Source organism: Flavobacterium hydrophilum, from assembly GCF_003202405.1.
Lineage (GTDB): Bacteria > Bacteroidota > Bacteroidia > Flavobacteriales > Flavobacteriaceae > Flavobacterium > Flavobacterium hydrophilum.
Genome location: NZ_QJHL01000005.1, coordinates 367,931 through 381,598, shown reverse-complemented (window position 1 = coordinate 381,598; position 13,668 = coordinate 367,931). Strand labels below are relative to the sequence as shown.

Here is a 13,668-nt window from a genome sequence, read left to right as displayed (position 1 = left end):
CCATTTACTACTCCAATAATTTTACTTTTAAAGCTATATGATTACTTCATTATCAATTAAAAACTATGCATTAATTGAAAAACTCACTATAGATTTTTCTAAAGGTTTTTCTATAATTACAGGGGAAACGGGTGCTGGTAAATCAATTATTTTAGGTGCGTTAGGATTAGTTTTGGGAAAACGAGCTGATTTAACTTCTCTTAAAAATAAAGAAGAAAAATGTGTAATTGAGGCACAGTTCGAGATTTCTAAATACAATTTAAAGGAGTTTTTTGAAGCAAATGACCTGGATTATGAGGATGAAACAATTATAAGGCGCGAAATTCTTCCCTCAGGTAAATCACGTGCATTTATCAATGATAGTCCGGTTAATCTTCAGGAATTACAAGATTTAAGTCTTTTTTTGATTGATATTCATTCACAGCAGCAAACTCAGGAGCTATCAGATCAAGATGTTCAGTTTAAAATAATTGATGCAATTGCTCAAAATATAGCGACTATCGATTCTTATCAAAAGGTTTTGAAATTATACAAATCAGATAAATCAAAATTAAATGCATTGCTTAAAAAACAAAGTGATGCAGGAAAAGAGCAGGAGTATAATACTTTTTTATTAAATGAATTGGTTGCTGTAAAATTAAAATCCGGAGAGCAGGAAGAGCTTGAGGCTGATTTTGAAAAGCTGAATAATGTTGAAATCATAAAAGAATCAATTGACAAATCGATAGTAATTGGTAATGAAGAACAGTTTGGTGTTTTTCATAATTTGAATGAAATAAAAACGTCGTTGCAAAAAATTGCAGCTTTTTCATCAGAATATCAGAGCTTGTTTGAAAGAATTACAAGTGTATCAATTGAATTTGATGATATTTCAAAAGAGTTGCAAAATGCTTCCGAAAAATTATTAAACGATCCTGAAAAATTAGAATTAACAAATCAGAAATTGCAGCTGATTTATAATTTACAGAAAAAACATCAGGTAACAACAGTAGATGAATTATTACAAATTCAGGCTAATCTGGAAAATTCAGTTTTAGAATTGGGTAATATTGAGGAAGAAATTACTTTATTATCAAAATTAAATGAACAAAAAACGTTGGAGTTAGACACTCTTTCTGCTAAAATTAATCAAAACCGACAAGAAGCAATTCCTGTTTTGTCAAGCCGGTTAATTTCGATATTAGAGACTTTAGGAATGCCGAATGTTCGATTTAAAATGGAACTTTTACCATCTGAAACCTATTTTCAAAACGGAAAAGACGAACTACAATTTTTATTTTCTGCTAATAAAGGAACTGATTTTGGGTTGTTAAAGAAAGTTGCTTCGGGTGGAGAAATGTCCCGTATTATGCTGGCAGTCAAAGCGATTTTGGCGCAATATTCTAAATTGCCGACTTTGATTTTTGATGAAATAGATACAGGTGTTTCCGGGGAAATTGCTATTAGAATGGGAGAAATTATGAAAGAGATGAGTGCTAAAATGCAAATATTTGCCATTACACATTTACCTCAGATTGCCGCTAAAGGTGATTCGCATTTTAAAGTATTCAAATCTACTACAAATGATGATACACAGTCAGAATTAAAGCTTTTGTCTCAGGAAGAAAGAGTTATAGAAATTGCTCAAATGTTGTCTGGGGCTGTGGTTTCTGATTCGGCTTTAAATCATGCCAAAGCCTTGTTGAACTAAAGAAATACTTTATATTTGTCATCTTAAAAATTAAATTAAACAAACGTAAATAAGTTAATTGATTGTCTAAATTGACGATTACAAAATTGACGAAAAACAAAGACAGTATGATTATAGAACCTAGAATGAGAGGATTTATTTGCTTGACAGCCCACCCAAAGGGAGCAGAGCAGAATGTTAAAAATCAGATTGAATATATAAAATCAAAAGGGCCTATTGCCGGAGCTAAAAAAGTATTGGTAATTGGGGCTTCAACAGGTTTTGGCCTGGCTTCAAGAATTACAAGTGCTTTTGGGTCTGATGCAGCAACAATTGGAGTGTTTTTTGAAAAACCACCAGTTGAAGGAAAAACTGCTTCACCAGGATGGTACAATTCAGCAGCTTTTGAATCTGAAGCTCATAAAGCAGGATTATATGCAAAGAGTATCAATGGAGATGCTTTTTCAAACGAAATAAAAAGAGAAACTTTAGATTTGATTAAATCTGACTTAGGTCAGGTAGATCTTATAATTTATAGTTTAGCTTCTCCGGTACGTACAAATCCAAATACAGGAGTTTTACACCGTTCTACTTTAAAGCCAATTGGACAAACTTTTACAAATAAAACAGTTGATTTTCATACAGGAAAAGTATCTGAGGTTTCAATAGCGCCTGCTAATGATGAAGATATTGATAACACAGTTGCTGTTATGGGTGGAGAAGACTGGGCGATGTGGATAGAAGCTCTTAAATCTGAAAATTTATTAGCTGACGGAGCTACAACAGTGGCATATTCATACATAGGGCCATCTTTGACAGAAGCAGTTTACCGCAAGGGGACAATTGGACGTGCAAAAGATCATTTAGAAGCGACTGCATTTACAATTACAGATAGCTTGAAATCATTAGGAGGAAAGGCTTATGTTTCTGTAAATAAAGCATTGGTTACACAGGCTAGTTCTGCAATTCCGGTTATTCCTTTGTATATTTCTCTTTTATATAAAATTATGAAAGAAGAAGGAATACATGAAGGTTGTATTGAGCAGATTCAGCGTTTATTTCAGGATAGATTATATAACGGTTCAGATGTTCCAGTTGATGAAAAAGGAAGAATCAGAATTGATGACTGGGAAATGCGTGAAGATGTTCAGGCAAAAGTAGCTGCATTATGGGTTGAAGCAACTACCGAAAACTTACCGGAAATAGGAGATTTGGCAGGTTATAAAAATGACTTTTTAAATCTTTTCGGATTTGGATTTGACGGAGTAGATTATAATGCTGAAGAAAATGAACTTGTTCAGGTAGAAAGTATAAAATAATTTATTTAAATCATTATAAATGAAAACCATCAACCCTAAGTTGATGGTTTTTTTATGAATATAACTTATCTTTGCACGAAATTTTTAATTCATAAAATTACCTTCTTAATACCGCATATTCTACTATGGTTTTTTCTTTAATTATACCCGTGTATAATCGCCCTGATGAAGTAGATGAACTTTTGGAAAGTTTATCAAAATCTGATTATAATGAGGCATTTGAAATCGTTCTTGTTGAAGATGGATCGTCAAATCCCTGTAAAAGTGTTGTAATGAATTATCAGGGAAAACTTAATATATCCTATTATTTTAAACAAAATTCCGGCCCTGGTGATTCAAGGAATTTTGGCATGCAAAAAGCAGTAGGTAACTATTTTATTATTTTCGATTCTGATTGTATAATTCCTTCTAATTATTTAACAGAAGTTAGAAAAGAATTAGATAGAGAATATGTAGATTGTTTTGGAGGTCCGGATAAGGCTTTGGATAGCTTTTCAGACATACAGAAGGCAATTAATTTTGCAATGACTTCCTTTCTAACAACCGGTGGAATTCGTGGTGGTTCTGAGAAAATTGGTAAATTTCAGCCAAGAAGTTTCAACATGGGGATTTCAAAAAAAGCTTTTGAGGAATCAAAGGGTTTTGGAAATATTCATCCTGGTGAAGATCCGGATTTATCTATCAGACTTTGGAATTTGGGTTTTGAAACCAGATTATTTCCTAATGCATTTGTTTATCATAAACGAAGAATTGATTGGGAAAAATTTTCTATTCAGGTAAATAAATTTGGAAAAGCAAGACCGATACTAAATAGTTGGTATCCTGAGTATAATAAGTTGACTTTTTTCTTTCCTACATTCTTTATGGCAGGATTATTATTAGCTTTTTTATTGTTAATTTTTAATTTCGATCTTTTATTACAAATATATTTTGTATATTTCGTTATAATTTTTCTTACATCTAGTGTTAGTAATAAGAGTGTTAAAATTGGATATCTTTCCGTAATTGCTGTTTGGAAACAATTTTATGGGTACGGAACAGGTTTTTTAGAATCTTTTGTAAAAATTATTCTTTTAAAGAAAAAACCTCAGGAAGTTTTTCCTAAAATGTTTTTTAAAATATAATATGACAAAGATTATTGGTCTTACAGGCGGAATAGGAAGCGGAAAAACAACCATAGCAAATTATTTTGAAGAAAAGGGAGTACCTGTTTACATTGCAGATAATGAAGCAAAAAAATTAATGCAGTCAAAATTGATAATTGAAGAGATTAAATCAGTTTTTGGTGAAACTGTATTTGAAAGTGAAGTTCTTAACAGGGCAAAATTAGCAGAAATAGTTTTCGGTAATAGTGATAAGTTAAATCAGTTAAATTCAATTATACATCCGGCAGTTAAAAAAGATTTTGAAGCATGGCTGCAAAAAAATAAAAATTACGATTACGTAATTTATGAAGCAGCCATTTTGTTTGAAAGCGGCAGGTATAAAGATTGTGATATTGTTATAACGGTAACTGCACCTGAAGAAGTAAGAATCGAAAGGGTTATTAAACGGGACAAAACAACTAAAGAACAGGTTTTAAACAGGATGAAAATGCAATGGAAAGACGAAGAACGCATTGTTAAGAGTAATTATGTTATAAACAATGATAATCTTAAAAATGCAAAAGAAGAAGTTGTTAAAATTCTTAAAATTTTAAATATTAAACAAAATCAGTCTTAAATGTTAATATTTGGTTAATGTATTATTTAGTATATTGTTAAAATATTAATTTTGTCTTGATGAATAAATTATTTTTTAGAATACTTGTTTTACTAATGAGTTTGTCCTTAATTGGTATAATTCTGGTTCAGGTATATTGGTTTAATTCCTCATTTGAAAATAATGATGAACAATTTAAATACCACGTTACTCAGGTTATCAGTAATGTTTCTGATAAACTTGAACAACAAGAAGAGTACAGTTTTTATGATAAAATCAATCATATAAAAGACAGTACCGGGAAAATCCCTCAAAAAGAAGATTTATTAGAAATTTTGTTTGTTCAAAGAAACACGAAAACAAATAAAACTATCGTTTATAAAAACAGTATTAGTTCTGAAAAATACGATATTAATGGATCGCTATTTAATAAAAAATTCGGTTCAGATGGATTTAAAAGTTTTAGCTCCAAAAGACTAACAGAGGTTTACAATAATAATAGCATCATTGATAATTCAGTTTTAAATCAAAGTACAATTCCTGATTTAAGAGATGAAAAAGAAGGTAACTTAGATATTTTAAATAAAGCACAATTACAAATTTCATATAAGGATTATGCTTCTGCATTGCCTATAGATGAGAGGATTACAAAAGAGAAGTTGAGAAGTATCTTAAAAAAAGAGCTTGCTGAACATGGAGTTAAGACAAAATTTGAATTCGGGATATACAGCAGTGGCACCCCTACAAAGATAAAATCAGAAGGTTTTCATTTTGATAAGGATGCTACTTATAATATACCTGTTTTTGCTGATAATGAAGGAAATAGTAAATATGAATTATCTGTTACTTTTCCGAATAAAAAGAAATTTTTACTATCGCAGTTGGTAAGTATTACGGTACTATCTATAATTTTTACATTGATTATTATAATTGCTTACACAAGTGCCCTAAATCAGCTAATTCGTCAAAAACAAATATCTGAAATAAAAACAGATTTTATAAATAATATGACGCATGAGTTTAAAACTCCAATTGCTACAATAAATTTAGCTCTTGATGCGATTCGAAATCCTAAAATTATAGAAGATAAAGAAAAGGTATTTCGTTATCTCCAAATGATTCGGGATGAAAACAAAAGGATGCATGCTCAGGTTGAAAATGTGCTCCGAATTTCCAAGCTGGAGAAAAAAGAACTTGATATTAGTAAAGAACCTACTGTAATTCACGATATTATTGAAGATGCAATTGAACATGTTAATTTGATTTTAGAAGATAAACAGGGTACAATTGTAAAGCACTATAATGCTGCGAGAACAACTTGTTTGGTTAATGAAGTTCATTTTACAAATGTGTTGGTTAATATATTAGAGAATGCCATAAAGTATTCACCTAATGTTCCTGAAATTGAGGTTTTTACAGAGAATATTAAAGATATGATTCTGATAAAAATTAAGGATAATGGTTTAGGAATGAGTAAGGTAGCTCAAAAAAGAGTTTTTGAGAAATTTTATAGGGAGCATACTGGAGATTTACATAATGTAAAAGGTCATGGATTAGGACTTGCTTATGTAAAAAGGATTGTTGAAGATCACAATGGTCAGGTTTATGTAGAAAGTGAAAAGGGAAAAGGTAGTACCTTCATAATAAAAATACCACTAATAAATTAAAATATGGAAAATATTAATAAAAGAATACTTTTAGTAGAAGATGACCTTAATTTTGGTGCAGTTCTTAAAGATTATTTAATGCTAAACGACTTTGAAGTTACTTTGGCAAAAAATGGCATGGAAGGTTTCGAAAAATTCAAAAAGGATGTTTATGATTTATGCATTCTGGATGTAATGATGCCTTATAAGGATGGTTATACTTTAGCAAAAGAAATCAGAGAGAAAAATAGTGAAGTGCCGATTATTTTTTTAACAGCTAAATCAATGAAAGAAGATGTTTTAAAAGGATACAAAGCAGGAGCTGATGATTATCTGAATAAACCTTTTGATTCTGAGGTGTTATTGATGAAAATAAAAGCTATTATTCAAAGGAAATCATCTGATACAAAAGCAGAGCAAGTTCAGTTTGAATTCAACATTGGTAAATTTCATTTAAACTCTAAATTAAGGTTTTTAACATTCCAGGATGAAGAGCCAATAAAATTATCTCCAAAAGAGAATGAATTGCTAAAAATGTTGATTTTACATGAAAATGATTTAATGCCAAGAGAATTAGCGTTGACAAAAATTTGGAGAGACGATAATTACTTTACTTCAAGAAGCATGGATGTTTATATTGCGAAACTTAGAAAATATCTAAAATCTGACGAGGATGTTGAAATTTTAAACATTCACGGAGAAGGTTTTAGACTTGTAGTTAAAAGCAAAGCAGTATCTGAATAAATAAGCAAAAAAGCTCCGAGTAATCGGAGCTTTTTTATGAGATTTAATTAAATTAGAATTTCTAAACTAAATTAATTCCTAACGTAATTTCAGTTTTTAATAACTTTGAAATTGGGCAAATTTCTTTTGCTTTTGTTGCAATTTCTGCAAATTTTTCGGCTGTTATTGAAGGTACTTTTCCCTTAAGTTCTAAATGGATTAAAGTTATAGAGCCATCTTCAAAAGTAACTGTGGCTTCTGTAGATAAATCATCAGCAACAAAACCGCCTTCGTTTAATAAGAAGCTTAATTGCATTGTAAAACAACCCGAATGAGCCGCTGCAATAAGTTCTTCCGGATTGGTTCCTACTCCGTCTGCAAATCTTGTTTTAAAAGATAATTGTGCATTATTTAACGTTGTGCTTTGTGTGCTTATTGTTCCTGTTCCTTCCATACCGGTTCCTTTCCAGTTGGCATTTGCTTTTCTTGTAAATTTCATTTTAATTGTTTATTAGAATTAATAATTAAACTTGTTTATCTGTTGATTGTCAATTGATAATGTGTTAATCAAATATAGTTAATATTTTGTAGTATTGTTTTGTCAATTTGTTACTGAAAAGTAAAAAAAATTAAAAAGGGTATAATGAAAAATTTTCATTATACCCTTTTTAATTTATAACTTAATACCTTATTCTTGATTTAAATTACGCAATTGTTTTAGTTTATCTTTCCATACTTCAAGACTTTCCTTGTGAATAGCGATATTTTTACGAACCTCAAGTACTATAGAGTTTTCCTTTTTTGCATTTTTTGTATTAGTAAAAAACTGAATGTTGTTCTCTAATTGAAAAATTTCATTTTGGACTTCTTCAATCTTACGCATTAAGAAAATCTTTTCATTATCTAATTTACGAGTGTCGTTACTTTCAGATAAAGAATCAATTCGGTTAGAAAAACGCATCATTTCAGTGTCTTTCTTGCTTAGGCTTAGTTTTTCGAAAAGTGCATCTAAGATTTTGTTGAATTTGCCTTCAATATGACGTCTTGAAAAAGGAACTTTTCCAAATCCTTTCCAGGTCTCAATATGCAATTTAATCGCATCTAAATCTGTTTTGTGATCTCCGGTAAGTTCAAATGATCTTAAATTTTCCAAATATGTCTTTTTGTTGTCAAATGCAGCGACTTCTTCTCCGTTTTCTTCAGATTTGTGTTCCTTTAACTTGTCAAAATAATGATTACATGCATCTTTGAACTCTTTCCAGATTTTATCCGAGTATTTTTTTGGTACATGGCCAATTTGTTTCCACTCTTCCTGAATTTGTTTCATGATTGGAGTAGTCGCACTAAAATCAGTACTTTCCTGTAATTCTTTGGCTTTAGCAACCAAAGCTGTTTTTTTGTTTAAATTATCGTTTTGGTCTTTTTTTATGTCCTTATAAAAAGAATTTTTAAAAGAATTAAAGCTTCTGACGGCAGCTTTAAATGCAGCCCAGGTCTGTTCGTTTACATCGCTAGGTACTTTTCCGGCAGCAAAAAATTCATTTCTAAGGGCTTCTACTTTTTGTATTTGTATCAGCCATTGTGAATGAGAGCCTACCTTTTCAGTTGCTAGAACTTCTATTGTGGCAATAATGCCTTTTTTAATTTCGAGATTTTGTTGTTCGTTTGCTCTTTGGCTTTCAAATAAAAGTTCTCTTTTATCATGAATTTTTTTAGTTAGCTCACTAAATTTATTCCAGATTGCATCACGATGCTCTTTGGATACAGGGCCAATATCTTCTTTCCAGATTCTGTGTAAATCCTGTAATTCACGAAACGCCTTACTAATGTCGGTTTCGTTTACTAATTCTTCAACACGAGTAATTATTTTTTGTTTTTGTTCCAGATTATATTTAAAATCCAAATCTCTCGCTTCACGGTCTAAATGTAGATAATCATAGAAATTTTCAACATGAAAATGGTAATTATTCCAAACGTGATTGTATTTGTCTTTTGGAATTGCACCGGCGTTCTTCCACCTTTCTCTTAATTCATTAAAATGTTTAAGAGTATCTTTGATATTTTCCTGAGGATTTATTAGTTCTTTTAGTTCCTCAACTATGGCAAGCCGATTATCTAAATTTGATTTTAAGCTGGTTTGTAAATGTTTAAAATGAGCGTTTCTTTTCTCGCGGAAAATATTATAATATTCGTCGAATTTTGATTTTAGAGGAGAATGATATTGAAATTCTTCATTAGGGTCCTGATTTGAAGCATTAAATTCTTCTTTTTTCTCCTCAATAAGATGATTAAATTGAAGTAAAAAAGATTTTTTAATTTCTTCAATATGCTCTTTTACAGACATCACTTTGTCTGTGTTTACTAATTTTTTTAATTCATCAACGAGTTTGTCCAAAGAAAATGTATCATAATCCTGCATAGGAATATCATGACGTTCTTTTAATGTTTCGTCTTCACTTTCTTCAGCGTTAGAATTTGTTATTGCATCTAGCACCTCCTGATGATTTGTTTCTTCGGCTTCAATATTTTGGATTTCACTCTCAGGCAGTGAAATTTCATTTTCTGTTGTCGTTTCAGAAATTGATGTTTCTATTGCATCATTTTGTGAAGGATCATTCAAGTCGATTCCTAATTTTCCATCTGCATCCTGCAGGTTATCATTCTTTTCTTCTAACATTTTAAATGTGTAAGGTTTTTATTTTAAACATTGCGAAAGATAGTAAAGGTGTTTCTAAATACAAAATAAATCGTTTGTTTATATAATTTGTGACTTAAAAATCTTATGTTTTTAAATGTCAAAACTGATTTAAATATAATGAATTTATTTTTTTAATAAAAATGTTTGGACTTGGTTTTATGAATTAACAGAATAAAAAAAGGCTACATTTTGAGTGTAGCCAAATTATAATTGTTTTTGGAGATTTATTTATTCCAGATTTTCCATGCTTTTTCTGCCTGAAAAATAAGCATATCAAGACCATTTTTTATTACCGCACCTCTTTCTTTTGCATTCTTTAAGAATTGAGTTTCAGCAGGATTATAAATTAAATCGTAAGCGATATGTTTATCAGTAAAAAACTCGTATGGAATATCGGGACAAGCTTCAATATTAGGACTGGTTCCAACAGGAGTACAATTAATTATGATTTGAAAATTGTCAAAAGTTGTAGCATTAATTAAATTATAATCAATGATGTTTTCCTTAGCTTCTCTTGAAACAAATGTATATGGAATACCAAGTTCATCCAGTGCAAATGCGACTCCTTTTGATGCGCCTCCGGTACCCAGAATGAGCGCTTTTTTGTGATGTGGTTCTAATAATGGTTTCAACGATTTTTTGAATCCATAATAATCAGTATTGTATCCTTTTAATTTTCCGTTTTTGGTAAACTTTATTGTATTTACAGCACCAATTAAGGTTGCTTTTTTTGAAAGTTTATCTAAGAAAGGAATGACCTGTTCTTTATAAGGAATCGTAACGTTCAGACCTTTTAAGTCTGGATTGTTTTTAAGTAAACCTGTAAAATGATTGATTTCTGAGATATCGAAATTTTCGTAGCTATTACCTGCAAAAACTTCATCACTAAATTTCTCTGTAAAATATCCTTTTGAAAAGGAGTAACTAATATTTCTGCCTAATAAGCCAAAACGTCTTTTTAAAATATCGATCATTATTGTTTTCTATGTTTTTCAATATAATTTTTTACCATTTTTTTTGTCCAGACTACAGGGAATAAATCTTCGATTAAAATATAATTATCAAAGTTTAAACGCAAGCCGTTACTTAAATGAAATTTTGCTTTTGTATTGTCCTGAATCATAAAATACAATCCGGCCAAACGGTATTCTACCTCGTTTTCTTCCGGAAAATATTCGGAAGCTTGCAGTAATGTTTGTATTGCGCTGTCAAATTCACCTAAAAACTGAAGAATATCTACCCAGAATAACCACGTGTCTAATGCATAATCACCAAACTCTACAGCTTTTCTGTATCCAAACTCAGCTTCTTCAAAAAAGTTCATTTGTTTGTTTATAGTAGCATAACGTTTCCAGTATAACCGATTTTGATTATCTATTGCTAATGCTTTATTGACAAAAAATAATGCTTTCTGAAAGTTTTTCTGGCGAACGTAAAAATCAGTAATAGCGATCCATCCTTTGTCAAGAAGTGGATCTTCGTGAACGGTTTGGTTATAATATTTTAGGGCTAAAACTGTATTTCCTAATTTTTCATAGCATTTTCCAATTCGCAATAATGCGTAAGAAGTTGCGTCATCCAATTCAATAGTTCGGTTGTAACTTTCTATCGCCTGAGTGTATTTTTTAAGACGCTCGTAAGCTTTTGCTTTTTCCATGAAAGCTCCCAGAAATTCTTCGTCAATCAGGGTTGCATAGTCAAAAGCGCGAATTGCGTTTTCGTATTCTTTTATACCATAATGCAGTCTTCCAAGCTGATGCCACGCGATTTCGCTATACGGGTTTTTATTGATGTAATCATTCAGATATACAATTGCTTCCTGATTTTGATCTAAAAATTCAAAACAATAAACGACATTGTATAAAGCCGACTGATCTTCTAAATCTTCTTCAAGACATTTGATGAAGCTGTCTTTGGCCATCTCGAGGTTATCCATAAAAAGATACTCCATTCCGATTAAATTATATACATCGGCGAAATCATCTGTATATTGCAAGGCAATTTTAAGTAATTCTACTGCTTTTTCGTGTTGATCTCTTTTAGAACAGATATTTGCTTTCTGAATGTAAATTTCCTCGTTGTTCGGTTCAATTGCATATAACTCATTTAAAAGTTTCTCGGCGATATCTAATTTATCATCGTAAACCAGCATTTCTACTTGTACTAATTTTAAGCCTGTAGATTTTGGGTGTTGGTCTAATGCAAGTTTTAAGGCCTTTTTTGCTAAATTAGCCTTGCCTATGTCTAAGTAATGAAGAATAATTTCTTCGAATTCTTCAGAATCAAAAAAGAGCACTTTGTTAGTTTTTAACATTGACTCAAATTTGGATAGGGATAGGTTATAATCTTCTTCTTCGTTGCTTAATTGCATACTTTGTTTTTTTGAAATTAGCCTGTTATAAATTTAGGCAACCATATTATTTAGTGAGAAAAGGAAATTTATTGTTTTGAACAATTTAATTAACAATATGGACAGAATTTATGTTCTGTTTTTAGTTTTAATCTTCTGATATATAAAAGATTATTTGTTCTTTATTTTTTTGGTTTTTATTTTAATTCAGCAGCCATAGCCCAGATAGAAACGATATCCTTTTGTTTTTTTCTTTAAAAAGCAAAAGATAAAGTGAATAGCTGGAATTAGCTCCAAATTGGTATTATGCTTTTTGTTTTAGGATTTCATCCATAACATTTAAGATTATGGTACAACCTTCTTTTATTTCTTCTTCAGAAATTGTTAATGGCGGTGTTATTCTAATAGCGCAGCCTTCAAACAGCAGCCAGAATAAAATGAGCCCTTTTTCCTGACAGTTTAAAATTACCTGATTGGTTATTTCGGCAGTTTCAGTCATGGCGGCAAGCATTAATCCTTTTCCTCTAATTTCTGTTATCAAAGGATGTACCAAAAATGATCTGAAGAGCTTTTCTTTCTCTAAAGTTTCCGGTATCAAATTAGTTTCAGTTAATTCCTTCAAAGTCGCCAGACAGGCTGACGCAATGACAGGATGGCCTCCAAAAGTTGTGATATGTCCTAATTTTGGATTCTCTGTTAAAAGGTCCATTTTTTCAGCAGCTGCCGTAAAAGCACCTACGGGCATTCCACCGCCCATACCTTTTCCCATGACCACAATATCCGGAACAACATTATAGTTTTCGAAACCAAATAATTTTCCCGTGCGTCCAAAACCTGGCTGAATTTCATCTAAAATCATCATCGCACCCACTTCGTCACAACGTTTACGAACTTTTTGCAGAAAGTTATTTTCAGGCTGAATAAAACCGGCACCTCCCTGAATCGTTTCAAGTAAAATTCCGGCTGTTCGTGTGGTTATTTTTTGTAAATCATCTTCGTTGTTAAACGTAATAAAATCAACATCCGGGAGTAATGGCCGAAAAGCCTGTTTGCGTTCTTCAAATCCCATAACACTCATCGAACCCATGGTGTTTCCATGGTAGGCATTGTGACATGAAATAAGCTGACTGCGGCCTGTTGTTCGTTTAGCCAGTTTAAGCGCTCCTTCGATTGCTTCTGTTCCGGAATTTACTAAATAGGTTTTATTTAAAGATTCCGGCAGGAGTGAAGCCATTAATTTGCAATATTCAACAGCCGGACTTTGAGAATATTCACCATAAACCATTACATGCGAATATTTGTCTAACTGATCTTTTATAGCCTGATTAACGCGTGGATGCTGGTGACCAAGTGTACAGGCTGATACACCAGCTACAAAATCTAAATACTTTTTATTGTTCGTATCGTAAATATAAGAGCCAATGGCATGTGAAACTTCCATTCCGAGTGGATAAGGGGAAGTTTGCGCCTGATATTTTATAAAATCCGGATTCATTTTTTTGAGTTTCTAAGGAACTAAGATTTTTATGTTCTGAGTTGTTTTCCAGTTGCTTAAAATCCGA

At 31.3% G+C, this 13,668-nt stretch carries 11 protein-coding genes; 6 read left to right on the top strand and 5 right to left on the bottom strand.

Annotated features, from left to right (window positions below; genetic code table 11):
• Nucleotides 1-37: 37 nt before the first annotated feature.
• From recN to DMB68_RS19845, 6 genes are all read left to right on the top strand, one after another.
• On the top strand, nt 38-1,690 hold the full coding sequence (recN, locus tag DMB68_RS19870; RefSeq protein ID WP_110348378.1) for a DNA repair protein RecN: 1,653 nt from the start codon (nt 38-40) through the stop codon (nt 1,688-1,690).
• Nucleotides 1,691-1,797: 107 nt separating this feature from the next.
• On the top strand, nt 1,798-2,988 hold the full coding sequence (fabV, locus tag DMB68_RS19865) for an enoyl-ACP reductase FabV (protein WP_110348377.1): 1,191 nt from the start codon (nt 1,798-1,800) through the stop codon (nt 2,986-2,988).
• Nucleotides 2,989-3,113: 125 nt separating this feature from the next.
• A complete protein-coding gene (locus DMB68_RS19860) occupies nt 3,114-4,112 on the top strand; it encodes a glycosyltransferase (protein WP_110348376.1) in 999 nt (332 codons plus the stop codon).
• A 1-nt stretch (nt 4,113) separates the two neighbouring features.
• On the top strand, nt 4,114-4,710 hold the full coding sequence (gene coaE / locus DMB68_RS19855) for a dephospho-CoA kinase (protein WP_110348375.1): 597 nt from the start codon (nt 4,114-4,116) through the stop codon (nt 4,708-4,710).
• 59 nt (nt 4,711-4,769) lie between these two features.
• Nucleotides 4,770-6,356, top strand: coding sequence for a sensor histidine kinase (locus tag DMB68_RS19850; protein ID WP_110348374.1), 1,587 nt, complete (start codon nt 4,770-4,772; stop codon nt 6,354-6,356).
• 3 nt (nt 6,357-6,359) lie between these two features.
• On the top strand, nt 6,360-7,079 hold the full coding sequence (locus DMB68_RS19845) for a response regulator transcription factor (protein WP_110348373.1): 720 nt from the start codon (nt 6,360-6,362) through the stop codon (nt 7,077-7,079).
• Between the two features lie 61 nt (nt 7,080-7,140).
• Here the strand turns inward: DMB68_RS19845 and DMB68_RS19840 are convergent, their stop codons facing one another.
• The 5 genes from DMB68_RS19840 to DMB68_RS19820 all read right to left on the bottom strand — a co-directional run bounded on the left by DMB68_RS19840 (nt 7,141) and on the right by DMB68_RS19820 (nt 13,601).
• The gene (locus DMB68_RS19840) at nt 7,141-7,557 is read right to left on the bottom strand and encodes an OsmC family protein (protein WP_110348372.1); all 417 of its coding nucleotides are present in this window, start codon (nt 7,555-7,557) and stop codon (nt 7,141-7,143) included.
• A gap of 189 nt (nt 7,558-7,746) precedes the next feature.
• Entirely contained in the window at nt 7,747-9,735 is a 1,989-nt protein-coding gene (locus DMB68_RS19835) for a DUF349 domain-containing protein (protein WP_110348371.1), read from the bottom strand.
• 245 nt (nt 9,736-9,980) lie between these two features.
• The gene (locus DMB68_RS19830) at nt 9,981-10,730 is read right to left on the bottom strand and encodes a shikimate dehydrogenase family protein (RefSeq protein WP_110348370.1); all 750 of its coding nucleotides are present in this window, start codon (nt 10,728-10,730) and stop codon (nt 9,981-9,983) included.
• Nucleotides 10,730-12,127, bottom strand: a complete 1,398-nt coding sequence (locus DMB68_RS19825) for a tetratricopeptide repeat protein (RefSeq protein WP_110348369.1) — start codon at nt 12,125-12,127, stop codon at nt 10,730-10,732. The genes DMB68_RS19830 and DMB68_RS19825 overlap by 1 nt, the downstream gene beginning before the upstream one ends.
• A 283-nt stretch (nt 12,128-12,410) precedes the next feature.
• Nucleotides 12,411-13,601, bottom strand: a complete 1,191-nt coding sequence (locus tag DMB68_RS19820) for an aspartate aminotransferase family protein (protein WP_110348368.1) — start codon at nt 13,599-13,601, stop codon at nt 12,411-12,413.
• Between the last annotated feature and the right edge of the window lie 67 nt (nt 13,602-13,668).